General features: G+C 69.6%; 16 protein-coding genes. 14 read left to right on the top strand and 2 right to left on the bottom strand.

Going from position 1 to position 24518, the window contains the following annotated elements; genetic code table 11:
- Positions 1-20: 20 nt before the first annotated feature.
- Entirely contained in the window at positions 21-1484 is a 1464-nt protein-coding gene (locus ACTRO_RS22950) for a glycosyl hydrolase family 28-related protein (RefSeq protein WP_034266180.1), read from the bottom strand.
- Between the two features lie 85 nt (positions 1485-1569).
- Positions 1570-3033, bottom strand: a complete 1464-nt coding sequence (locus tag ACTRO_RS22945; RefSeq protein WP_211244384.1) for an MFS transporter — start codon at positions 3031-3033, stop codon at positions 1570-1572.
- Between the two features lie 102 nt (positions 3034-3135).
- Here ACTRO_RS22945 and ACTRO_RS22940 point away from each other — a divergent pair, with 102 nt between their 5' ends.
- From ACTRO_RS22940 to ACTRO_RS43735, 14 genes are all read left to right on the top strand, one after another.
- The gene (locus ACTRO_RS22940; RefSeq protein ID WP_034266178.1) at positions 3136-3642 is read left to right on the top strand and encodes a MarR family winged helix-turn-helix transcriptional regulator; all 507 of its coding nucleotides are present in this window, start codon (positions 3136-3138) and stop codon (positions 3640-3642) included.
- A gap of 124 nt (positions 3643-3766) precedes the next feature.
- Positions 3767-4159, top strand: a complete 393-nt coding sequence (locus tag ACTRO_RS43740; RefSeq protein ID WP_051451239.1) for a hypothetical protein — start codon at positions 3767-3769, stop codon at positions 4157-4159.
- A 72-nt stretch (positions 4160-4231) separates the two neighbouring features.
- Positions 4232-5740 carry a protein kinase gene (locus tag ACTRO_RS22930; protein ID WP_034266175.1) on the top strand — a complete coding sequence of 503 codons (1509 nt, stop codon included), beginning with the start codon at positions 4232-4234 and terminating at the stop codon, positions 5738-5740.
- Between the two features lie 444 nt (positions 5741-6184).
- Positions 6185-6559, top strand: a complete 375-nt coding sequence (gene rpsL / locus ACTRO_RS22925; RefSeq protein WP_034266172.1) for a 30S ribosomal protein S12 — start codon at positions 6185-6187, stop codon at positions 6557-6559.
- Positions 6559-7029, top strand: a complete 471-nt coding sequence (gene rpsG / locus ACTRO_RS22920; RefSeq protein ID WP_034266168.1) for a 30S ribosomal protein S7 — start codon at positions 6559-6561, stop codon at positions 7027-7029. Before rpsL ends, rpsG begins: the two co-directional genes overlap by 1 nt.
- 94 nt (positions 7030-7123) lie before the next feature.
- Positions 7124-9244 carry an elongation factor G gene (gene fusA / locus ACTRO_RS22915; RefSeq protein ID WP_034266165.1) on the top strand — a complete coding sequence of 707 codons (2121 nt, stop codon included), beginning with the start codon at positions 7124-7126 and terminating at the stop codon, positions 9242-9244.
- Between the two features lie 80 nt (positions 9245-9324).
- Positions 9325-10518, top strand: coding sequence for an elongation factor Tu (tuf, locus tag ACTRO_RS22910; RefSeq protein ID WP_034266162.1), 1194 nt, complete (start codon positions 9325-9327; stop codon positions 10516-10518).
- Positions 10519-11242: 724 nt separating this feature from the next.
- On the top strand, positions 11243-12427 hold the full coding sequence (locus ACTRO_RS22900) for a glycosyltransferase (protein ID WP_051452476.1): 1185 nt from the start codon (positions 11243-11245) through the stop codon (positions 12425-12427).
- Positions 12428-12526: 99 nt separating this feature from the next.
- The gene (locus ACTRO_RS22895; RefSeq protein WP_034266156.1) at positions 12527-14425 is read left to right on the top strand and encodes an arabinofuranosyltransferase; all 1899 of its coding nucleotides are present in this window, start codon (positions 12527-12529) and stop codon (positions 14423-14425) included.
- A 371-nt stretch (positions 14426-14796) separates the two neighbouring features.
- Positions 14797-18420, top strand: a complete 3624-nt coding sequence (locus tag ACTRO_RS22890) for a bifunctional glycosyltransferase/CDP-glycerol:glycerophosphate glycerophosphotransferase (protein WP_051451238.1) — start codon at positions 14797-14799, stop codon at positions 18418-18420.
- A gap of 133 nt (positions 18421-18553) precedes the next feature.
- Positions 18554-20005 carry a N,N-dimethylformamidase beta subunit family domain-containing protein gene (locus ACTRO_RS22885; RefSeq protein ID WP_051451237.1) on the top strand — a complete coding sequence of 484 codons (1452 nt, stop codon included), beginning with the start codon at positions 18554-18556 and terminating at the stop codon, positions 20003-20005.
- Between the two features lie 403 nt (positions 20006-20408).
- Positions 20409-21317, top strand: coding sequence for an ABC transporter permease (locus tag ACTRO_RS22880; RefSeq protein ID WP_034266153.1), 909 nt, complete (start codon positions 20409-20411; stop codon positions 21315-21317).
- A complete protein-coding gene (locus ACTRO_RS22875; RefSeq protein ID WP_084316472.1) occupies positions 21304-22107 on the top strand; it encodes an ABC transporter ATP-binding protein in 804 nt (267 codons plus the stop codon). Before ACTRO_RS22880 ends, ACTRO_RS22875 begins: the two co-directional genes overlap by 14 nt.
- Positions 22108-22386: 279 nt before the next feature.
- Positions 22387-24330: a protein kinase domain-containing protein gene (locus ACTRO_RS43735; protein WP_051451236.1), complete on the top strand. Its 1944-nt coding sequence runs from the start codon at positions 22387-22389 to the stop codon at positions 24328-24330.
- Positions 24331-24518 lie beyond the last annotated feature (188 nt).

Here is a 24518-nt window from a genome sequence, read left to right as displayed (position 1 = left end):
GGGCGTTCGCGTTTCGCGGGTCAGCCGGTGTGCACGGTGTACACACCCTGGCCGTACCAGTAGGACGTGCCCGAGCTCGTGTACGAGGGTCCCGCGTACTGGAACGACGCCTTGGCGGTGATGAACGCCGGAGCGTAGGTGTTGCCGCTCAGGCCTCCGCCCTGGTTGTTGCCGGGGATGACCTTGTTGTCGGTGTAGGCGAACCTGCTCGCCACCGCGACGATGCTCTCCCCGGAGGTGAGCTTGGTGCCTGACGCGATGTCGAGGGCCCAGGTCACCATGATCTCGCTGCCGGTCGGCAGGACGCGGAAGGCCACGTGGCCGGTGACGCCGGTGGGGAAGCCGGTGCCGTAGCTGACCCACGCGTCCTCGGGCAGCGTGGCGTCGCCGTTGACATGGCCGATGAAGTTGGCGACGTTGCCCGCGTTGTTGGACGCGGTGAAGGTGGTGCCGGCCAGCCCGAAGTTCAGCCCGCCGTGGCAGTTCTGGATCTGGTTCGCCGAGGTGCCGAAGACGACGGTCTGCGGAGTGTAGGTGCCGCCGGCGCACTCGACGCCGATGTCCAGCATGCTGTCGGCGATCACCGAGGCGTTGGAGTAGTTGTTCGTCGCCTGCGAACCGGTGAGCCGCAGCGCGGCCGAGCTGACCGCGGTCTTGCCGTACCCGAAGTTGCCGCGGATCTTCAGTGAGCTGTTTCCGGTGAAGGCGCCGTTGCGGAAGACGACTCCGTCGTTGGCCGCGCCGTCCTGGTTGATGTAGAGGTCGAGGTCGCAGCGCTCGAAGCTGCCGCTGCTCGTGCTCGTCACGCTGCCGGGGGTCCAGTCGAACACGACGTGGCTGGCGCAGGCTTGGGCGTAGACGCGGCCGAAGAGCTGCTCGGTCCAGTAGTACTGGTTGTCCAGGTGGATGCCGATGCTGCCGGGCTGGTCGAAGGCCTGCACGGTCAGGTCCAGCTCGTACTGCAGCAGGTCGCCGAGGTGGACGCCGGTGGAGCTCGCGCCGGTCGCCGCGTTCGACCCGTCGATCGTGAGCCCGAGGATGCCGCCGCCGAACCTGGCCCGGCCGGCGTAGGTCGTGCCGTCGTAGATGCGCAGGCAGTCGCCGGATCCGGTGAACGAGAGGATGCTGGCCCACGCGCCGTCGCCGACGAAGTAGATCGGCATGAAGGGCGTGGGCGCGCAGGTGACCGTTGTGGCGATGTTGTAGGTGCCGGCCGGTATGTAGACGACGCCGCCGGTCCCCGCCAGAGCCGCGATGGCGTCGTGGAAGGCGCCCGAAGCGTTCACCGCTCCGGTCCGGTCGGCGCCGTAGGCGGTCACGTCGGCCCAGGCGGGCGTCGTGGTGGCGGCCGCTGCTTCGGCGGACGTGGCGGAGCCGGCCTCGGCCGTGACGACGGCGCCGGTCAGCAGCCCGCTCGCGCCCAGCGCCAGCAGACTCCGGCGCGACGGCGCGACGCCCGGTGTGGCCCGCGTGGTGGTTGTCATGAAGCTCCCTGAGACGGTGGAGTGGCAACCGCCTGACGCGGTCGCCGATCCGAGTATCTCAGAGCTCGAATTTCTGGGATGGACGTCAGAGCTCGAGTGGTCCGGCCTCGCCGCGGCCGGCGGCGCGCGGGTGCAGCAGGTTGCTCGCGAACACGCCGACGGCGACCACGGCGAGCACCGCGGTGGCCGCGTGCGCGGCCCGGGCGGGGTCGGGCACCAGGTAGAGCGTCAACGTCACCAGCGCCACGCCGAGGGCCGTGCCGAGGCCGCGGGTCATGTTGACCAGGCCGCCGCCGGTGCCGGCCGCGCGGGCCGGGATGGCGCCCATCACGAGGGTGTTGTTGGCGGGGGTGAAGGTGCCGAGGCCGAGGCCGAGGATCGCGTACAGCGGGATCAGCGCGGCCGGGTCGAACGGCAGCGGGATCAGCGCGGCCAGCGCAGCGGCGGCCACGGCGGAGCCGATCAGCGCCCGGCGGCGGTCGGTCCAGCCGGCCGGCAGCACGCGGTTGGCGCCCAGGGCGCCGGCGGCGAAGCCGAGCGGCAGCGCGGTGAGCACCAGGCCGGCCCTGGCCGCGCCGTGGGCCGCGCCGAGGACGTCGGGGACGAGCACGAGCGGGCCGAAGAGCACCAGGTAGCCGCCGAGCGCGCCGACGAGGCCGGCCGAGATCTGCCGGGTGCGCAGCAGGATCGGATCGATGAGGGGGAGCCGCGCGCCGTTGATGCGCCGCCAGAAGCAGTATCCGGCCACGGCCGCGACGACGAACGCGCCCGCGGTGGCGATGCCGGGCAGGCCGAGCCCGGACGCCGCGGAGATGCCGAGCAGCAGGGCCGTGCTGGAGACTGCGAGCAGCGCCAGGCCGGGCCAGTCGAACCCGGCCGTGCTCGCCTTGGTCCGGGTGCGCGGCAGCAGGTAGTGGCCGGCCACGACCGCGAAGACGCCGACCGGGACGTTGACCAGGAACACCCAGCGCCAGCCGAGCGTGCTCACCAGCAGCCCGCCCAGCGCGGGGCCGAGCGCGAGCCCGAGGGCCTGGGCGCCGGCCTGCACGCCGAGCGCGGCGCGCATCCGCGTCCGCGGCGCGCTGGTGGTGACCAGGGCGACGCTGTTGGCCTGCAGCAGCGCCGCGCCGAAGGCCTGGACGAGGCGGAAGGCGATCAGCGCGGCCAGGGTGGGCGCGAGGCCGCAGGCCGCCGATGCCGCGGTGAACACGAGGAAGCCGTAGAGGTAGCAGAGCTTGCGCCCGTGCGCGTCGGAGAAGCGCCCGACCGGCACCAGCAGCGCGACCAGGACCAGCATGTAGCCGAGCGAGACCCAGGAGACGGCCGCGTCCGACGCGTGGAACCGCCCGCGCAGCGCCCCGTAGGTGAGCGTGGCGATGGAGGCGTCGAGCTGGCCCATGAAGGCGCCGAAGCACACGGTGGCGACGGCGAGCCACCAGCCGTTGGGCAGCTCGCGTATCTGCCGGGGCCGCGCCCGCTCGGTGCGCAGCGCGTGCGCCAGCGGGGTCTCGGCGAGGCGGGAGAGCACGTCGGAGGGGTTCGCGGTCACATGTCCAGTGTAGCCAAGTAGCTTGGGAGCCGAAATATTCGGAAGCCGACGCTGTGATGGACGGCAGGATACTTCCGGCTTGCGGGCCGCTAAAGTACCCCCATGACCAGCGCGGAGAGTGACGTCGCGGTACCGGGTCCGGCCGCCGGCGAAGGGCGCGAGGCGCCCGGCGACGCCCGGCGGCTGACCGACGTGGTCGCGCGGCTGCGCCGGGTGCTGCGGGCGAGCATCCGGGCCGACTACCCGTGGGAAGCCCTGCCGATGGCGCAGGTGGAGCTGCTCCAGTCGCTCGCCGAGACCGCGCCGGCCCGGGTCGGCGACCTGGCCGCCCGGCTGCGGCTGGCGCCGTCCACGGTGAGCGGGCTGATCTCCCAGATGATCAACGCCGGGCTGGTCGAGCGCGGCACCGACCCGCGCGACCGCCGGGTGGCCGTGGTCGCGCTCAGTGAAGCCGGCCGCGGACAGCTGGCCGAGTGGAACGCGGCGCACCAGCGGCGTATCGCGGCCGCCTTGGGCGAGCTCGAGCCGGCCGACCGCGAGGCCATCGACGGCGCACTGCCCGCGCTGGCTCGGCTGGTCGAGCGGCTCGCCCAGACCGAACGGCCGTAGTACGGCTCCGAACTGGCCTTTCGCTGACGCGGCATCACACTCGGGCCTGGACAAGGCTTCCCGGGCCGCCGCCTGTCGGACACCGGGATACGTACGGCGCCCCCGGCGCGCTATGGTGCGGGGCATGTCGGATCCGCACGGCCCCGAACTCGGTCGTCCGCGCTACCAGTCGCAGGCGCCCGGGGGTCCGGTGGCGCCCGGCTCGCGCCCCATGGCGTCCTCGTCCTCGGGCGGGGAAGGCCCGGAGGGCACCGCGAACGCGGCGGTCGGGGCCATCATCATCGCCTCGATCGGATGGGTGCTGCCCATCCTGGGCGGGGTGGCCGCCATTCGGCGCGGAAACGCGGCGCTTCGGTCGATAGCGGCTTCCGGCGGCGCGCTCGACGGATTAGGACTGGCCTTGTGGGCAAGACGACTCGGATGGGCATACGTGGTCGTCTGGAGCGCCCTGCTGTTCCTGTGGCTGGGCGGGCCCGGTATCTCCTTGCTCTTTGTACTGATCAAGCATCTCTTCTAAGGCCCCCGGGCGCCCGCATGGGCGACAATGAGGGGGCATTCCGAACGCGGCGCGTGACCAAGAGGCGGATTGATGACGACTTCCGGGCAGGCCGGAGCGCTGATCGCCGGGCGATACCGGCTCGAGCGGCCCACCGGCGGGGGCACCTGGCCCGAGGAGATCTGGCAGGGGTTCGACGAGACGCTCGGGCGCCCGGTCATGCTCCGGCTGCTGCCGGTGGACGAGCAGGTCGAGGCGGACGTCGAGGAGCAGGCGCACTCGGTGGTCGCGCAGGTGGCCCGGCTCGGCCACCCGAACATCGCGCAGGTCTACGACGTCGGGCAGGACGGCCGGCTGCGCTACGTGGTCTCGGAGTGGACCGGCGGGCGCACCCTGGGCCAGATCATGGACACCGGCCGGCAGCGCTGGCAGCGGGCGGTGGACTGGGGCCAGCAGATCGCCGACGCGCTGGCCGCGCTGCACTCGGTCGGGCTGGCCGACGGCGTGCTCGGCCCGGAGACCGTCTCGGTGCTCGACGACCGGCGGGTCAAGCTCACCGACGTCGGCCTGGGCATCGCGCAGGAGGAGGCCGGCTTCGTCGGCCCGGACGACGAGGCCACCCGGCTGCTGCCGCCGGAGGAGCCGGAGCGGCCGGAAAAGCCGGCCGGTCAGGCGGGCGAGCCCGGCGAGGCGGCCGAGGCCGACGAGGAGGCGACCCGGATCGTGCCGCCGGTCGGCGCGGGCGACCAGGGCGCCGAGACCGCCGTGATCGGCCAGGGCGGCGAAGCCGGCGGCGCCGACGAGCCGACCCGCCCCGCGGCCCGGCCGTTGCCCGAGGGCGCGGCCGCCGACGTCTACGCGCTCGCCGCCATCCTGTGGACCGCCATAGTCGGCGAGCCTCCGCTGGTCGAGCCGACCGACCTGCGGGGCCCGGACACCGCGCCGCTGCGGGCCATAGCGGCGCCGGAGGACCTCGCCGCGCTGCTCGGCTCGATGCTGGCCGCGTCCGAGCAGGTCCGGCCGACCGCCGCGGTGGCGGCCCGCCGCTTCGGCGCGCTCGCGATCGAGGGCCGGGAGCGGGTGGAGACGCGGCCGACCGCGGTCGTGGCCCCGGCGACCCAGGTGCTCGGCGGCCCGGCCGGCGTCCGCCCCGCGGGCGCCACGGCCGCACGCGAGCCGGAGGGCGCGGCCGGGCACGGGCGGGCCTGGGCCATGGCGATCGGCCTGGTGCTGCTGCTCGGCGCCCTCGCGGCCGCCCTGGCGCTGTGGCTCAACCACAACCGCAGCGGCAACTCGCCGGTGGTGCCGCCGCCCACGGTGACCACGTCCGCGGACCAGGTGAGCATCTCCGCGGCGCCCTCCGCCTCCACCGCCGCCCCGCACACCAGCACGCCGGTCACCCACTCGGCCAGCCCGTCGCCCTCGGCCAGCCCTTCGGCCAGCGCCTCGCCCAGCGCCTCGCCGTCCGCGAGCGCGTCGCCGAGCGCACCGGCACCGAGCGTCACCCCGTCCGAGTCCACCTCGTCCTCGAGCGCGGACGGCGGCGGCGATTCCTCGCCCACGCCCACGGCCGGGGCCAGCCAGGCCGCCCCACCCGCGTAATTCCGGTGCAAGCAGGTCGCGGCGCATGAGAGGATGGCGCAGGCGCGGTGTACCGACGCGGCGAAACGTAAACCGGTCGTTTTGACCGGAAGGCGGGTGCGTCGGTAGGCTCTCGCCTGATGCTGGGGTACCCCCGGCTTTGCCCGTGTGCGCGCGTATTCCCGGGGCTTGACCCCAGGACCCTGCGATGGCGGACGTCCGGTAATGGACCGCACGGGGCTTGGTTGACTCCTCACGCGCTGTCTCGGCAAAGCGTGAGCGGGGCGACACACCCGACCTCGTGGGCGGGAGCAAGCGCTGCGAAGCCGGACAAACCCCCAGCACGACCCAGAGGCACCCGCGAGGGTGCGACATTCGCCAGAGGACGCCTGGCGGCCCGTACGACGTCTCCGGACGCCGGCGCGGGTCGGCCGAAGGCTTGGCTGAACGAAAGACGGAGACGTAGTGCCTACGATCCAGCAGTTGGTCCGCAAGGGCCGGCAGGACAAGGTCTCGAAGACCAAGACTCCTGCGCTCAAGGGCAGCCCGCAGCGGCGCGGAGTGTGCACGCGCGTGTACACCACCACCCCCAAGAAGCCGAACTCCGCTCTGCGCAAGGTCGCCCGTGTGCGCCTTTCCAGCGGCATCGAGGTCACGGCCTACATTCCCGGTGTCGGCCACAACCTGCAGGAGCACTCGATCGTGCTCGTGCGTGGCGGCCGTGTGAAGGACCTTCCCGGCGTGCGGTACAAGATCATCCGCGGCTCGCTCGACACCCAGGGTGTCAAGAACCGCAAGCAGGCCCGCAGCCGCTACGGCGCCAAGAAGGAGAAGAAGTAATGCCTCGTAAGGGTCCTGCCCCGAAGCACCCGGTCGTCATCGACCCGGTTTACAACTCTCCGCTGGTGACCGCGCTGGTCAACAAGGTCCTGCTGGACGGCAAGCGTTCGACCGCCGAGCGCATCGTCTACGGCGCCCTCGAGGGCTGCCGCGAGAAGAGCGGCACCGACCCGGTCATCACGCTCAAGCGGGCTCTGGAGAACGTCAAGCCGTCCATCGAGGTCAAGTCCCGCCGCGTCGGCGGCGCGACCTACCAGGTGCCGGTCGACGTCAAGCCCGGCCGCTCGAACACGCTGGCGCTGCGCTGGCTGGTCAGCTACTCCCGCGCCCGGCGCGAGAAGACGATGACCGAGCGGCTGATGAACGAGCTTCTGGACGCTTCCAACGGTCTGGGCGCCTCCGTCAAGCGACGCGAGGACACCCACAAGATGGCGGACGCCAACCGCGCGTTCGCGCACTACCGCTGGTAGTAAGGGGTATCGGCCGCCGACGGGTACCACGCGGCGGCGGCCTCCCGCCCCCCTGAGCATCAACCCCTCGACTCGCGAAAGTAGACGAGCCACCATGGCCACGAACGCCGCCGTAGACCTCGCCAAGGTCCGCAACATCGGCATCATGGCGCACATCGACGCCGGTAAGACCACCACGACTGAGCGCATCCTGTACTACACGGGCATGAGCTACAAGATCGGTGAGGTCCACGACGGCGCCGCCACCACCGACTGGATGGAGCAGGAGCAGGAGCGCGGCATCACCATCACCTCCGCCGCGGTGACCTGCCACTGGAAGACGGAAGACGTCGACCACACCATCAACATCATCGACACCCCCGGTCACGTGGACTTCACCGTCGAGGTCGAGCGCTCGCTGCGCGTCCTCGACGGCGCGGTCACCGTGTTCGACGGTGTCGCCGGCGTGGAGCCGCAGTCGGAGACGGTATGGCGGCAGGCCGACCGGTACGGTGTGCCCCGAATCTGTTTCGTCAACAAGCTCGACCGCACCGGCGCCGAGTTCCACCGCTGCGTGGACATGATCGTCAGCCGCCTCAACGCCATCCCCCTGGTGATGCAGCTGCCGATCGGTGCCGAGGCCGACTTCAAGGGCGTCATCGACCTCGTGAAGATGAAGGCCCTGATCTGGAACATCGAGGCCAAGCTGGGCGAGATGTACGACGAGGTCGACATCCCCGCCACGCACGCCGAGATCGCCGACGAGTGGCGCAACAAGCTCGTCGAGACCATCGCGGAGAACGACGACGAGCTGATGGAGCTCTTCCTCGAGGGCACCGAGCCCACCGAGGAGCAGCTGTACGCGGGCATCCGCCGCGCCACCCTCGCCTCGAAGCTCACCCCGGTCTTCTGCGGCACCGCGTTCAAGAACAAGGGCGTCCAGCCCCTGCTCGACGCGGTCGTGCGCTACCTGCCCTCGCCGCTGGACGTCCCCTCGATCGACGGCCACGCCGTCGGCGACGAGGAGGAGATCCTGCACCGCAAGCCCTCCGACGATGAGCCGCTGGCGGCGCTCGCGTTCAAGATCATGAGCGACCCGCACCTGGGCAAGCTGACCTTCGTGCGGGTGTACTCGGGCCGTCTGGACGCCGGCTCGCAGGTGCTCAACTCGGTCAAGGGCCGCAAGGAGCGCATCGGCAAGATCTACCGCATGCACGCGAACAAGCGTGAGGAGATCCCGTCGGTGGGCGCGGGCGACATCGTCGCCGTCATGGGCCTGAAGGACACCACGACCGGCGAGACGCTGTGCGACTCGGCCAAGCCGGTGGTCCTCGAGTCGATGACCTTCCCGGCCCCGGTCATCCACGTGGCGATCGAGCCGAAGACCAAGAGCGACCAGGAGAAGCTGGGCACCGCGATCCAGCGGCTCGCCGAGGAGGACCCGTCCTTCTCCGTGCGGACCGACGAGGAGACCGGCCAGACGATCATCGGCGGCATGGGCGAGCTCCACCTGGAGATCCTGGTGGACCGCATGCGCCGCGAGTTCAAGGTCGAGGCGAACGTCGGCAAGCCGCAGGTGGCCTACCGCGAGACCATTCGCCGCGTGGTGGAGAAGGTCGAGTACACGCACAAGAAGCAGACCGGTGGTTCCGGTCAGTACGCGCGCGTGATCATCAAGCTCGAGCCCCTCGAGGGCGACGGCGAGGGTGACAACGGTTACGAGTTCGTCAACGCGGTCACCGGTGGCCGTATCCCGCGGGAGTACATCCCGTCGGTGGACGCCGGCGCCCAGGAGGCGATGGAGTTCGGCGTCATGGCCGGCTACCCGCTGACCGGTGTGAAGGTGACCCTCCTCGACGGTCAGTACCACGAGGTGGACTCCTCCGAGCTCGCGTTCAAGATCGCCGGTTCGATGGCCTTCAAGGAGGCGGCCCGCCAGGCCAGCCCCGCGATCCTCGAGCCGATGATGGCGGTCGAGGTCACCACGCCCGAGGACTACCTCGGCGATGTGATCGGCGACCTCAACTCCCGCCGTGGCCAGATCCAGGCCATGGAGGAGCGGTTCGGCGCCCGGGTCGTCAAGGCCCTGGTTCCGCTGTCCGAGATGTTCGGCTACGTCGGCGACCTGCGGTCGAAGACCTCCGGCCGGGCCTCGTACAGCATGCAGTTCGACTCCTACGCCGAGGTTCCCCGGAACATCGCGGAGGAGATCGTCAAGAAGGCGCGCGGCGAGTAGCCCAAGCCGACCCACCTGATCAATCCATGCCGCCGGGGCATCCAGCCGTCCGGCACCGCACCAGTCCACAGGAGGACAAAGTGGCGAAGGCGAAGTTCGAGCGGACTAAGCCGCACGTCAACATCGGCACCATCGGTCACATCGACCACGGTAAGACGACTCTTACCGCGGCGATCACCAAGGTGCTGCACGACAAGTACCCGACGCTGAACCAGGCGTCGGCGTTCGACCAGATCGACAAGGCTCCCGAGGAGCGTCAGCGCGGCATCACCATCTCGATCGCGCACGTCGAGTACCAGACCGAGAAGCGCCACTACGCGCACGTGGACTGCCCGGGTCACGCGGACTACATCAAGAACATGATCACCGGTGCCGCCCAGATGGACGGCGCGATCCTGGTCGTGGCCGCCACCGACGGCCCGATGCCGCAGACCAAGGAGCACGTGCTGCTCGCCCGCCAGGTCGGCGTCCCCTACATCGTCGTGGCTCTGAACAAGTCCGACATGGTGGACGACGAGGAGATCCTGGAGCTCGTCGAGCTCGAGGTCCGCGAGCTGCTCTCCGAGTACGAGTTCCCGGGCGACGACGTGCCGGTCGTGCGCGTCTCCGCGCTCAAGGCGCTCGAGGGCGACGCCGAGTGGGGCGAGAAGCTGCTCGGTCTGATGGACGCCGTCGACGAGTCGATCCCGCAGCCGGAGCGCGAGACCGACAAGCCGTTCCTCATGCCGATCGAGGACGTCTTCACGATCACCGGTCGTGGCACCGTCGTCACCGGTCGTATCGAGCGCGGCATCATCAAGGTCAACGAGACCGTCGACATCGTCGGTATCAAGACCGTGAAGCAGACGACCACCGTCACCGGTGTCGAGATGTTCCGCAAGCTGCTCGACGAGGGCCAGGCCGGCGAGAACGTCGGTCTGCTGCTGCGCGGCATCAAGCGCGAGGACGTCGAGCGCGGCCAGGTCGTCATCAAGCCGGGTACGGTCACGCCGCACACCGACTTCCTCGGCCAGGCTTACATCCTGTCGAAGGACGAGGGCGGTCGCCACACCCCGTTCTTCAACAACTACCGCCCGCAGTTCTACTTCCGCACCACGGACGTCACCGGCGTCGTCACCCTGCCCGAGGGCACGGAGATGGTCATGCCCGGCGACAACACCGAGATGTCGGTCAAGCTGATCCAGCCGATCGCCATGGAGGAGGGCCTGCGCTTCGCCATCCGCGAGGGCGGCCGCACCGTGGGCGCCGGCCGGGTCACCAAGATCGTCGCCTAGTTGCCGCGGGTGTAGATCGAGAGCGCGAGCGCCCTCGAGATCACCTTCCAAAGCCGATCCCCGGCTCCCCCCATGGGGGGAGCCGGGGATCGGCTTTTTTGCGCCGGGCAGACGGTGGCCGCACGCGGCCGTCGCTGGCTGGTGACGCCCGCGTTCACGAACAAGAGGTCGAAGACGCACCCGGCCGGCCGCTGTCGCAGAGCCGTGATCAGCGCCTGTCTGTTGCGGTGGCCGCGCATGAAGGACAACGCTGCGGGCGCGCGGCAAAGCCCACGAGGCGATCCGAGTGCTGTCCGATCAGGCTTCTGAGCTCCGGGAGGCATTGTGAGAATTGCGACGAAACGGGCCAAGCGTTATCGCGAGTCTCAGCGCGGTCCGGGGCCGCACACCAGCGACACGTACTGATTCCATCGCACGGCCGCTACAGTTCGGCGACGAATTGTTTCTTTCAGCCCCCGTTCAGAGATAATTCACGCGGGGTGAAGAGGTTGATGGTGGAGCGGGAGGCAACGACATCATCGCGCGGCGACGATGGACGTCCCGTGCCCACTCCTGGCCATGGCTGACCGGATGGACCGACTTCCCGGGCCGTCCGAACGCAGCCGCGGACTCGCCGGCGAGATGCCGCGCGGCCGCCGCCCTGCCCCTGGTTCAGTCTTGTCAGCGCCCGCACGTGGGCGGCTGGCTTAGTGGTTGAGGAGATCTAGTGGAACTCTCCGTGGTCATGCCGTGTCTCAATGAGGCGGAGACCGTCGAGACCTGCGTCCGCAAAACGCTGACGTTCTTCCGTGAGCAGGGCATCGACGGCGAGGTGGTCATCGCCGACAACGGCAGCACCGACGGAAGCCAGCAGCTCGCCGCGGACGCCGGCGCCCGGGTCGTGCCGGTCAGCGCCAAGGGCTACGGCAATGCCCTGATGGGCGGCATACGCGCGGCCCACGGCACCTACGTGGCCATGGGCGACGCCGACGACTCCTACGACTTCGCCACCCTCGGCCCCTTCCTCGAGGACCTGCGCGGCGGCGCCGACCTGGTCATGGGCAACCGCTTCAAGGGCGGCATAGCCCCCGGCGCGATGCCGCCGCTGCACCGCTACCTGGGCAACCCGGTGCTCAGCTTCGTCGGCCGGCTGCTGTTCCGCAGCGAGATCGGCGACTTCCACTGCGGGCTGCGTGCCTTCAACCGCGAGTCGATCCAGCGTCTCGGCCTGCAGACCACCGGCATGGAGTTCGCCAGCGAGATGGTCGTCAAGGCCACCCTGGCGAAGTACGACATCCGGGAGCGGCCCACCACCCTCTCCCCGGACGGCCGCTCGCGCGCCCCGCACCTGAGCACGTGGCGCGACGGCTGGCGCCACCTTCGCTTCCTGATGCTCTACAGCCCGCGCTGGCTGTTCCTGATCCCCGGCCTGCTGCTGATGGCCATCGGCCTCATCCTCGGTGTCGCCCTCGAGTTCGGGCAGTTCTCGGTCGGCGGCGCCCACCTCGACGTGGACACGCTCGTGGGTGCCTCCGCGATGCTCGTCATAGGCTTCCAGGCGGTGATATTCGCCTTGCTGACCAAGGTCTACGCGATGGAAGAAGGCTTCCTTCCACACGACGGCCGGGTAGCGCGCATCCACCGGTTCTGGAGCCTGGAAAAGGGCCTGGCCGTCGGCGGCCTGCTGGCGCTGCTCGGACTGGCCGGGCTGATCGCCTCGGTGAGCCACTGGCACGGCGCCGGCTTCGGAAACCTCGACCCGCGCAACGAGCTGCGCATCGTCGTCCCGTCCGCGGCCGCGTTGATGATGAGCCTGCAGGCGATGTTCGCCTCGATCTTCGCCAGCATCCTGGGCATCCGTCACCACGCCGCCCCGGCCGAGCAGGAGTCCGAGCCCGCCGCGCCCGCGCCCGAGCGCGTCGGCGTCTGATGCGATCCGGCCGCGTCCAAGCACTCGAGTCGATGACGGCGGCGCCCTCGGCGCACGCCGGCGTCGGCGTACCACCTCTACCGTCGAAGTTGGTCCGCTGTGCTATCTGAACTGATCTCCCAGACTCCGGCCCAGAGCTCGCACGCCGAGGAGAACGAGCAGGCCGCGCCCGTCGACCTCAGGAAGGTCGCTCTGGTCACCTGCGTCACGTGGCTGGTGCTCCTGCCGGTGGCCTGGTTCGCCCCGAGGGCATTGCACATCGACCCGTTCTCGCTGCGCGGCACCATGCTTCCGGTCGCCGCGGCCGCGATCCTGATCGCCGTGGGGCTCGGGATCGGCCGCTGGCGCCCGGCCCACGTGTGGTCGGCGAGCGCGGGCATGTTCGCGGCCTGGGTCGTGTTCGCCTTGCGGCAGGCGCTCAGCGGCACGCCGTTCGGGTTCTACGGCATGACCGACGACATGGTCCGGATGGCCGCCTCGGCCACGCGCTACTCCGTCACCGCCGTTCCGAGCGACGGCATCGTGGCCGGCGTGCCGACGGAGTACCCGCCGCTGTATCCCTGGCTGGTCGGCCGGGCCTCGGCGATCACCGGTGTCCCGGCGTGGCAGCTGTTGCCCATGGCGGAGATCGCGGTCACCGCGATCGCGGTGCTCGCCGCGTTCCTGATCTGGACGCGGCTGACGCGCTCGGTCCCGCTCGGCCTCGCGGCGGCCGTCGTCGGCTTCGCCGTCTACCACAGCCCGTGGAAGGCGTACGAGCTGCTCTCCCTCGGCATTACGGTCGCGTGGTCGCTGCTGGTGCTGTGGCGTCCGCCGAGCGGTCGGCTGCACTGGGTGTCCGCGGGCGTGATCGGCGGATTCCTCCTGCTCAACTACCAGGGCTACCTCATGTACGCGGCGCCCGGGTATCTGGTGCTGGCCTTCGTGACCTGGCGGGCCTCGGCCGAGCGGCGGGGGTATGCGATCTACCTCGTGAAGGTCGTCCTGCTGACCGTGATCGTCGCCTCGCCGTTCCTCATCCCGCTGGCCTGGCAGCGGCTGACCGGCGGCGGACAGTACGTCGCCGACCTCTTTCCCGCGACCACCATCGCCGACGACTGGCTGCCGTTCCTGTCGTTCTCGATCCTCGGCGCGTTGCAACTGGCCGGCCTCGCCGGGATGGTGTTCGCGCGCTCGCGGAGGTGGTGGGCGTACCCGCTGCTGGTGCTGACGCTCGGCACGTACGCATACCGGCTCATCTACTCGGTCTACTTCGTCATGAGCGGCCACACCGGCATGATCCATCACGCCGCGGTCATGACCGACTACCTGTTCGCGGTGGCCGGCGTCCTCACCGTCGTGGACGGCACGGCCTGGCTGCTGCCCCGGGTCAAGGTAGTCCGGCCGCGCCACCTCGGTGCGATCGCGCTGACGGTCGTGATGGCGTGGACGGCCAACATGTGCTGGCAGGTGTGGACGCCCAACCCGACCGGCAGCGCCCTCACCGCGACGAGCACGAGCGGTCTGCAGAACCCGCTCATCCTCGCCTACACGCAGCCCTCGCAGAGCGGCCACCGCGCCCGCGACCTGAGCATCGACCAGACTGTGTGGTTCCCGGTCACCCCGATCCGCGAGTTCGTGGACTCGGTGCTGGGCAACGGTGCCGAGCCGTCCACCCTCTCGTACTCCGAGCAGATGTTCGCGTTCCAGCCGTGGCACGGCTACATCACCGTCGACCGGACGGCGACGATGTCGACGGTCAACTGGGACAAGCGTTACGCGCAGCTCGAGGCTCTGTCGCAGATCCCTGATCCGCAGCAGTTCGCCCGGTCCTCCGCGAACACTGAGTTCGGTGGCATCGACGTGTTCATTCTGCGCAAGAAGTCGAACGGCTGGGTGTTCTCGCCTGAGGACTGGTCCCAGAGCATCGTCTTCCAGCCCGCGCAGTTCAGCTCCGCGCAGTTCGTCGTCGACGACACGCTGCCGAACAACACGGTCGTGGTGGTGCGCCGCCCCTGAGGCCGATGGGACGCGGTTGCCGAGCCGGCCCCGGTCGTACCGGAGATCGCACACGTGGACAGGCCCTGCCAGAGCAACGGTTCCCGCTTCTGCGGGGCCGTGCTCGAGCAGGGCCTCGCAGGGGTGGAACCACGACGCGGCCGTCACCTGCGCGCTTCACCGGCGCGCGGGTGACGCTGGAGAGTGACCATCCGGTTGGCGAGGGTGACGGCAAGGTTGCTTCGTTGACCCTAATGGGTGAATGAAGTATAAAGATTCGACTGGTTGTTGGGGCCCACTGGGGTGTTATGCCCGATTTGCACCAGTGTAGAGGGAAATTTTCGCGTGTGGGCGGACTTCTGTCTGCTCTGTGTCAACCTGTGGAGTTGCGTGTGACCAGGGAGTTCGATTCTCCGCGGCTGACCGTGGTGGTACCGATCTACAACGTCGAGCGGTATCTCGCGGAATGCCTCAGCTCAGTGGAGGCGCAGAGCTTCCCGGACTTCGAGTGTGTGATGGTGGACGACGGGGCCACCGACTCGAGCGCCGCGATCGCCCGCTCCTTCAGCCTCCGCGACCCGCGGTTCCGTCTGATCAGCCAGGCGAACGCGGGGCTCGGCGCGGCCCGCAACGCCGGCGTGCGGGCGGCGCATCCGGAATCGGAGTTCCTGGTCTTCCTCGACAGCGATGACACCGTCCCCAACTACGCCTACAAGCTGATGGTGGACACCGCGCTGGAGACCGGCTCCGAGATCGTGTCCGGCAACGTGCAGACCTTCACGGTCTCCGGCGGGGCACAGCAGTCGCCGATGCACCGCAACATCATGAAGTCCACGCGGCTGACCACGCACATCTCCCGCGACCGCAGCCTTTTCTACGACCGTCTGGCGCCCAACAAGCTCTTCCGCTTCGACTTCTGGCGCGAGCACGGCTTCCGCTTCCCCGAGGGCGTCCTCTACGAGGACAGCCCGCTGACCCTGCCGGCGCACTTCGAGGCCAAGCAGGTCTCCGTGCTGGCCACGTCGGTCTACAACTGGCGGCAGCGCGAGCCCGGCGAGCAGCTGTCCATCACCCAGCGGCGCTTCGAGCCCAAGGCGGTGCGCGACCGTGTGTCCGCGGTGGACTCGTTCAGCCGTTATCTCGCCAAGCGGACACTCGAGGACAAGAAGTTCCGCGAGCACAAGGCCTACTACGACAAGATCGGCCTGACCAGCGAGATCAACGTCTTCCTCAAGCTGCTGCCGGAGGGTGACGCGGAGTTCCGGACCGCGTTCCTCGAGTCCGCCCGGCACTTCGTCGGCCAGGTCGACAAGGAGACCCTGGAGCGGCTGCCCGCGCTCATGCGGCTCAAGTGGCACCTGATCGGCAGAGGGCTGATGCCCGAACTGCTGCAGGTGCTCGCCTATGAGGCGAAGAAGGAAGTCATGCCGGTGGTGCGCGGGCTGCGCCACCGGTACGCGAACTACCCCTTCTTCGAGGACAAGGCACTGGACGTGCCCAAGTCGGTCTATCAGGTTGACCGCGAACTCAAGCTCAAGTCCAGGGTGGATTCCGTCGTGTGGCGCGACGGCAAGATCGTGCTCGGCGGCTACTCGCTCCTGCAGTGCGTCAACGTGCACGAGAAGCGCATGTCGGTGAAGATGATCGCGCTGCGCTGGGGCAAGTCGCGCAAGCTCGTGCCGCTGATGACGCACACCGTGCACCGCCCGGACGTGACCGCGGAATCCGGTCAGCCGCGCTACTGCTATGACTGGGCCGGCTTCGAGACGGTCATCGACCCGGAGCGGCTCAAGGTCGACGGCCAGTGGCGGGAGGGCACCTGGCGCGCCGCGCTGGTGCTGCACACCCGCGGCCTGACCCGCAAGGGCCTGCTCAACGCGGAACTGCTCAAGGACGGCAAGCAGCCCAGGCCCCTGTACCTGGACGGCGACGTCTGCATCGTGCCCAACATCGGCACCGGGTCCTTCGAGGTGAGAGTCGAGAAGATCAAGGCCTGGTACGAGTCCATCCGCCTCGAGGGCGACCGGATCGTGTTCACCGGCCGGTTGCGCGCCGACCTCGGCGAGGGTGCCGCGCTGCGTCTGCGCCGGAGCCAGGGCGACGGCGTGCAAAGCGGCCCGATCGAGCTCGGGCCGCTGGGCGCGGACGGCTGGCGGCAGTTCACCGCCGCGGTCCCGATCCCCGGGCTGTTCGAGAACCTCGGCCTTTCCGCCGCCGACCCCGGCGACCACGGCCACGGCTGGTTCGTGCTGCTCGAGTCCGCCGACGCCAGCACGGTGGTGCGCGGCCGCCTCAAGCCCGGTGTCGCGGACGCCTGCCTGCCGCTGGATCCGCGGCTCGCGCCTACCACGAAGGCCTGGGAGATCGCCCCGTTCCGCACCAACTCCGACGAGCTGAACGTGCACGTGCGCACGGTTCGGCCCATCATCACCGCGGTCGAGGCCGGCGCGGACGGCGGCTTCCGGCTGCGCGGGCACTTCCCGGTCGAGGAGCCGGCCGCTCTCGAGATGGTGCTCGCGATCCGCGGCCACGTCGAGGAGCACGTGTTCCCGGCCCGCCGCGTCGGCGAGTACGGGTTTGAGGCCGAGGCCACCCCGACCGCGATCCGCTCGCTCGCCGGCGTGCTGCCGCTCCCCAGCGGCGTCTGGGACGTGCGGCTGCGGCCGGTCGGCAGCAACGAGCCGGGGCTGCCGGTCAAGCTCGGCGAGGCGGTGCGCGACTCCGGCCTGCCCGCTCCCGCGGAGGTGCTCGGCCGTGCCTACACGCTGCGCGTCGCCCTGAGCGACCATCTCGCCCTCGTCGTCCGCTCCGACCTGGCGCCCGACGAGATCGGCCCGTACAGCCAGTACCGGCTGCGCCAGCGCGTCTACGAGCCGGCCATGCAGCAGCCGCTGCGCGCGGCGGTGCTCTACGACAGCTACACCGGCAAGCAGTACTCGGATTCGCCCAGGGCGGTGCACGAGCGGCTGGTCGAGCTCGGCGCCGACGTCGAGCACCTGTGGGTGGTGCGCGACGCGCAGGTGGAGGTGCCGCCCACGGCCAAGCGGGTGCGGATGTGGAGCGCGGACTGGTTCGACGCCCTCGCGCGCAGCCGGTACATCGTGACCAACGCCCACCTGCCGCACTGGATCAAGTCCCGTGAGGGCCAGGTGGTGGTGCAGGCCTGGCACGGCACGCCGCTGAAGAAGATAGGCCACGACATCGAGAACGTCGCGTTCAGCGACGGCTATCTGGACCGGGTCGCGCAGGAGTCGAAGAGCTGGTCGTTCATCGTCTCCCCGAACAGCTTCAGCACCCCGATCCTCAAGCGGGCCTTCAACTACGACGGTGAGATGCTCGAGTCCGGCTACCCGCGCAACGACCTGCTCTACGGCGCGGACCGGGACGAGCGGGCGGCTGAGATCCGCCGCACGATCGGCATACCCGAGGGCCGCAAGGTCGCGCTCTACGCCCCCACTTGGCGCGACGACAAGTTCTACTCCCCGGGCCGGTTCAAGCTCGACATGCAGATCGATCTCGAGGACGCGCGCCGGCGGCTGGGCGGGGAGTACGTGCTGCTGGTCCGCCGCCACCCGAACATCGTCGACACGGTGCCGCACGCCGGCAACGGATTCGTCTTCGACGTCTCGAAGTACCCGGACGTCGGCGAGCTGTTCCTGGCCTCGGACGTGCTGATCACCGACTATTCCTCGCTCATGTTCGACTACGCCCACCTCGAGCGGCCGATGCTGTTCTTCACCTACGACCTCGAGCACTACCGGGACACGCTGCGCGGCTTCTACTTCGACTTCCAGGAGCAGTCCCCGGGGCCGCTGCTGAGCACCTCGGACGAACTGGTCGACGCGCTCGCCCGGATCGACGAGGTGGCGCACGCATACGCTCAGCGCGCGCGGGAGTTCCGCAAGATGTTCTGCGACCTCGACGACGGCCACGCGGCGCTGCGGGTGATCAAGCGCATGGGCGAACTGTCCGGTTCGCCCCTTGTTGCCGGCGTCGCTGAGCTGGTGGCCGTGTAGACGCAACCGGTAAGGCCTCCGCAGGCATCCTTAGCGCTAAACCGGACCATTATGGTCGGGTGGACTTCGGGTGACTGACTGGAGCGTGGGCAGTGTGACGAGAAGTTGGTGGGGCGGGCGGCGCAGTGCCGGAGTGACCGACGTTGCGAAGCCCGCCGAGCCGGGCGAGCGGTCTGTGTCCGCTGAGAACCGGCAGCCGGGCACCACGGCGTGGAAACTGACGAAGCCGGCCCCTCTCGGCGTCCTCGAAGGCTTCGCGAGCCGGACCGCGGTGGACTCGGGCGAGAGCTTCACGCTCCACGTGAACACGACGGCGGAGACGTTCTTCGCCACCGCGTTCCGGATGGGCTGGTACGGCGGTATGCGGGGCCGCCGGGTATGGCAGAGCACGAACGTACCGGGCGTCAGGCAGCCCGGGTCCATCCTGGACCCGGGGACCTACACGGTCCGCACCGAGTGGCCGGCCTCGATGACGGTGGACACCACCGGCTGGCCGGAGGGCTGCTACCTGCTGAAGCTGGTCTCCTCGGACGGCTACGACCAGTGGGTGCCGATCACCGTGCGCTCGCACTCGGCCGTAGGCAAGACGGTGTTCGTGAACGCGACCACCACCTGGCTCGCCTACAACCTGTGGGGTTCGCACAACATCTACGGCGGCCCGGGCAAGGAGTACGCCCGGCGTTCCAGGAAGGTCTCGCTGGACCGGCCGTACGACAAGAACGGCAACTACTTCGGCTGGTTCGAGCTGCCGATGCTCGGCCTGGCCGAGAAGATGGGCCTCGACCTCGCCTACGCCACGGACTTCGAGCTGCATGGCGACCGGGACCGCCTGGAGGGCGCGGCCGCGCTGATCTTCGCCGGTCACGACGAGTACTGGACCACAGGCATGATGGACAACGCCATGTGGCTGCGCGACCAGGGCACCAATCTGGCCTTCTTCGGCGCCAACACTGCCTATCGGCACGTGCGTTTCGAGGACAGCGCGCTCGGCGCGAACCGGATCATGGTCTGTTACAAGAGCGACCCGGATCCGATCGCGGAGACGGAGCCGAAGGAGGCCACCCGGCAGTGGCGCAGCGACCCGAACTACGAGCCCGAGAGCATGCTGCTCGGGGTCCTGTACGAGGGCAACGGCGTCAAGGCCGACTTCGTCGTCACGGAGCCCGACGCGTGGATGTTCAAGGGCACCAAGGCGCGCCGGGGCGATGCCTTCTCCAATGTCGTCGAGGTCGAATACGACAAGCTGATCGAGGGCATGCCGACCCCGAGGCCGCTGCAGGTGGTCGCCGAGTCCCCAGTGGTCAGCCGTGACATCGCGACCCACGCCCACGCGTGCTATTACACGGTGCCCTCGGGCGCCGGGGTGTTCAGCTCGGGCACGCTCGGCTGGTCGGTCAGCCTGCCCGAGGCGGCCAGGTCCAAGCAGAACGGCCCGAAGGCCGCCTCCTTCGTGGAGCGCACCACGATGAACATCCTGCAGGTCTTCAGCGAGGGCCCGGCCGGCAACAAGTACCCGGCCAAGGACAACTACGATCAGTACGTCCGTCCGCTGGCCACGGACATGCAGTACGACTACGACCTCTGAGGCCGTCAGGGTGACGGCGGCCGTCGGCAGCGCGACGACCGCCGCCGCTGGTGGGGGCGAGTGCGGTCACGGCGGCGAGCGGGACGGTGGCGCGCAGTCGCCGCCCGCTGACGCTGTGCGGCCGAGTGCTACAGGCTCGGAACTAGATGGTCCACGGTATATCCGCGCCGTGTTCAATCCAGGTACTCTCTCACGGTGTCTTCGGTTCGCGGACCCTTTCCCGGGTCGGGTGTCGCCCGCAGTGCCCGTTTCGTCACGCGCGGTGCCCTGACCTCGGTGTTCGCGGGACGGGGAACCCCGTGCGTCCTGCTAGCCTTACAGCGGGGTCCGGCAGGACAGGCACACCCCGCGCACGACAACGACGCGACCTTCGCGAGGCCTGCCATCAAGATGGACGATAACTATGAGCACTGATACATCCCCGGCGCAGGCCGGGGAGGGCATACTGTTCGTCGCCGAGACGGCCGCGCAGCGGGCGCAGCGGTTTGGCCTGGCGCAGAGCGGCGCGCGTCCGACTCTGCTGGAGTACGTCAGGGACGTCTGGGCGAAACGGCACTTCATCAGCTCCTTCGCCACCGCGAACACCCTCGCTGCCTACACCGGCGCGAAACTCGGCCAGATCTGGCAGATCCTGACCCCGCTGCTCAACGCGGCCGTCTACTTCCTGATCTTCGGCGAGCTGCTGCACACCAGCCGAGGCATCCACCACTTCCTGGGCTTCCTGGTCACCGGTGTGTTCGTGTTCAACTTCACGATGTCCTCGATCAACTACGGGACCAGGGCGATCAGCGCCCGGCTCGAGCTGATCCGGGCGCTGCACTTCCCTCGTGCCTGTCTGCCCATCGCGTACACCCTGACCCAGCTGCAGCAGCTCGCGGTCTCGGTGCTCGTCTTCATGGTCATCGACGTCGCCAACGGCGCCGGCATCTCCTGGCGCTGGATCCTGGTCGTGCCCGCGCTGGTCCTGCTGACCGTCTTCAACACCGGCTGCACCATGATCGTGGCCAGGCTCGGCGCGCGCACCCCGGACGTGAGTCAGCTCATGCCGTTCCTGCTGCGCACCTGGATGTACTGCTCGGGCCTGTTCTACAGCATCTCGTCGATCACCAAGAGCCACAGCCCGTGGATCAAGCAGGTACTCGACCTGAACCCGATGGTGATGTTCATCGACGTGATCCGCTCGGCGATGAACGTGTCCGGCGGGCCGCTGCCGCACCACGCGTGGATCGAGCTGGTGGTGTGGACCCTGGTGGTCGGCGTGGGCGGCTTCGTTTACTTCTGGCAGGCTGAGGAGCAGTATGGCCGCGGTTGAGATTCCCCAGCAGCAGATCAGGCAGGCGGCTCAGGCGGCGGAGCCGAGGCCCACCGTGATCGTGGACGAGTTGCACATCGTCTACCGCGTGCACGGCGCGGGGACCGGCAAGGGCAGCGCCAGTTCGGCGCTGAACCGGATCGTCAACCGCAAGATCGGCCCCACCATGCGGGAGATCCACGCGGTCAAGGGCGTCTCCTTCGAGGCGGCCGAGGGCGACTCCATCGGCGTGGTCGGCCGCAACGGCTCGGGCAAGTCCACCCTGCTGGCCGCGATCGCCGGGTTGCTGCCGCCGGAGACCGGCAAGGTCTACACCCACGGCCAGCCCACGCTGCTCGGCGTCAACGCCGCGCTGCTGCGGGACCTGACCGGTGAACGCAACATCCAGCTGGGCTGCCTGGCCATGGGGATGAGCAAGGAGCAGGCGCTCGCCGCCCGCGACGGCATCGTCGAGTTCTCCGGCCTCAAGGAGGACTTCATCTCACTGCCGATGCGCACCTACTCCTCGGGTATGAGCGCGCGGCTGCGCTTCTCCATCGCCGCCGCGAAGTCGCACGACGTGCTGCTCATCGACGAGGCTCTGGCGACCGGCGACGTGGAGTTCCAGCGGCGCAGCGAGAAGCGGATCAAGGAGCTGCGCAAGGACGCGGGCACGGTCTTCCTCGTCAGCCACAGCCACGGCGTGATCCGCGAGACCTGCAACCGCTCGATCTGGATGCACGACGGCGTGATCAAGATGGACGGCGCCACGGACGAGGTGCTCGACGCCTACGAGGGCAGTCTCAAGTAGAGCCGGCGGGCTCGCGCCCGCCGTGCCGGCGCGGCCGGGCCCGGCCGGTATCGCCCGTACGCGCGTGCCCCGTTCTCCCGGTGGGAGGCGGGGCACGCGGCGTTCTCGGCGCCCGACGCGTACCGGAGCGTCACCGTGGCCGCGCCCGAGCCCGCCGTTCTGGCTGGTGGGCCGGGCCGTATTCGAACCCTGAGGCTCGCACCCGGTGTCCGAATTTCCTTTGCCTGCGCTAGAATTGCGGACAGTCATCGGTAGGCCGGTTGGGAGCGGAGTCGACGGGTGAGCGACGAGGTGGGGGCCGGGCTGCGGCTCGGTAGCGTGTACCTGCTCGAGGAGCGCATCGGCAGCGGGGGCATGGGGACGGTATGGCGGGGGCGCAACATCGAATCCGGCGAGGCCATCGCGGTGAAGATGCTCGCGGACAACCTCAGCCAGGACCGCGAGCTGGTGGCGCGGTTCCTGCAGGAACGCGCGGTGCTGACCGGCGTGCACCACCCGCACCTGGTCGAGATCAGGGACCTGGTGGCGGAACGCGACCGGCTCGGCCTGGTGCTCGACCTGGTTCAGGGCACTGACGCGAACCGGCTGCTGCAGGACAGCGGCCCGCTCGGCCCGGCGCAGGTGTGCCGGATCGGATACGAGGTCTGCCAGGCGCTCGCCGCGATCCACGCGGCCGGGATCGTGCACCGCGATCTCAAGCCCGCCAACATCCTGCTCGACGCGCGCACCGGGGACGCCAGGCTGGCCGACTTCGGCATCGCCCTGCTGGCCGGCAGCACCCGGCTGACCGCGGTCAACTCCGTGGTCGGCACGCCGCACTACCTCGCGCCCGAGCTGCTGACCGGCAACGACGCGGGCGCGGCCGCGGACGTCTACGCGCTCGGCATCTGCGTGTACGAACTGCTCACCGGGACGGTCCCGTTCACCGGCGACCACTACGCGCAGATCCTGCAGCAGCACATCAACGCCGAGCCGCAGCCGCACCCGGCGATCCCCGCCGACATGTGGCCGCTGATCCAGCGTCTGCTGGCGAAGAATCCGGCGCATCGCCCGGACACGGTCACCCTCGGCGGCTGGTTCTTCACCCTGCTCTCCGAGTTCGGCGGAGCCGGGACGGTCGGGCCGGGCGTGTGGCCCCAGGGCGCCGTGGGCTCCGGCTCGATGCCGCCGGCCGCCCGGGTGCCGAGCAACACCATGATGCTGGGCTACACCGCGCGTGCCGCCGGAACGCCGGTGGACGCGGCGGCGTACGCGGCCGGCGGTCAGTCGCAGCCGGGGATCTCCGCTTGGAACAACCCGCAGCAGCTGCCGCCCGTCGCGCAGCCGGACCCCCGGGCGTTCGACGGGTCCGGTTCGATGCCGCCGCTGTCGATGTCGCAGGGTCCGTTCACCTCGCTGCCGACGGTCAAGCGGGGGCGCGGGAACAGGAAGCTGTGGATCACCGTGTCCTGCGTCGTGGCCGCGGCGGCGGTGGGCACGGCCTTGGTGTTCGCCACGCAGGGCGGATCCAACCCGGCCGCCGCGGGCGGCGGGGGCGCCTCGAAGTCTCCGTCCGCCTCCGCGAGCGCGAGCGCCACCGCGGTCGCGGCGGCGGGACCGCTGCTCGACACCTGGCTGATGACCGGGACCGCGCACGACACGGTGGGTCATCGAGACGGCGTGGCCACCGACGTCAAGTGGACGGTGCTGACGGACGGTACCGGCTCGGTCGGGCTGCACGGGGTGACCGGATCCGAAGTCCTCGTCGACGGGCCGATCGTCAACACCACGCAGAGCTTCAGCATCGGCGTCTGGGTGACCATGCAGGGCCCCACCTCCACCTCGAGCGGCTGGCAGACCGTGGTCGCGCAGCGCGGCACGAAGGTCGAAGGCGCCGCGATCGAGTACGACCCGACGGCCAACCGGTGGGCCTTCGACATGCCGCAGTCCGATTCCGACCTGGCCTCGGTCGACGCGGTCCTGTCGCATTCGGCCCCGGTCAAGACGACCTGGTACCACATCATCGCGACCTATGACGGCAGGTCGCACGTGATGTCGCTCTATGTCAACCGTCAGCTGCAGGGCACTTCGGTGCACGCGACCGACTGGCTGGCCGGCGGCAAGCTCAGCATCGGCAGCGGCCTCGCCGACGGCGGGGAGTCGAACTGGCTGGACGGGTCGCTCTCGGACGTTCAGGTCTGGAACAAGGCCCTGAGCTCCGACGAGGTCGGCGGGCTCGGATAGCCCTCCCGGCACAACGGGATCGGGCACCCCCCGGACGCCTCGCCGTTGCGGTTCCGCTACGTGTTAGACGCCTGGGATCAGGGTTCGATAGCGGCCGTCACTGGTAGTATTTGGCCTCCGGGGGGCTGGAACGCGGCTTCCGGCGTGTTCGGCGACTCGCGGACGCCCCCTGACGTACCGGCATATGC

It is taken from the genome of Actinospica robiniae DSM 44927, assembly GCF_000504285.1.
In the GTDB taxonomy this organism is placed as follows: Bacteria; Actinomycetota; Actinomycetes; order Streptomycetales; family Catenulisporaceae; genus Actinospica; species Actinospica robiniae.
Note: the sequence above shows the minus strand (reverse complement) of the source record. Positions and strands in the feature narration are given on the sequence as shown.

Bases quoted from the DNA above. Each gene is read 5' to 3' on its own strand.
- ACTRO_RS22950 (WP_034266180.1), bottom strand. From the start codon at position 1,484: ATGACAACCACCACGCGGGCCACACCGGGCGTCGCGCCGTCGCGCCGG.
- ACTRO_RS22940 (WP_034266178.1), top strand. From the start codon at position 3,136: ATGACCAGCGCGGAGAGTGACGTCGCGGTACCGGGTCCGGCCGCCGGC.
- ACTRO_RS43740 (WP_051451239.1), top strand. From the start codon at position 3,767: ATGTCGGATCCGCACGGCCCCGAACTCGGTCGTCCGCGCTACCAGTCG.
- ACTRO_RS22930 (WP_034266175.1), top strand. From the start codon at position 4,232: ATGACGACTTCCGGGCAGGCCGGAGCGCTGATCGCCGGGCGATACCGG.
- rpsG (WP_034266168.1), top strand. From the start codon at position 6,559: ATGCCTCGTAAGGGTCCTGCCCCGAAGCACCCGGTCGTCATCGACCCG.
- fusA (WP_034266165.1), top strand. From the start codon at position 7,124: ATGGCCACGAACGCCGCCGTAGACCTCGCCAAGGTCCGCAACATCGGC.
- ACTRO_RS22900 (WP_051452476.1), top strand. From the start codon at position 11,243: ATGCCGTGTCTCAATGAGGCGGAGACCGTCGAGACCTGCGTCCGCAAA.
- ACTRO_RS22880 (WP_034266153.1), top strand. From the start codon at position 20,409: ATGAGCACTGATACATCCCCGGCGCAGGCCGGGGAGGGCATACTGTTC.
- ACTRO_RS22875 (WP_084316472.1), top strand. From the start codon at position 21,304: ATGGCCGCGGTTGAGATTCCCCAGCAGCAGATCAGGCAGGCGGCTCAG.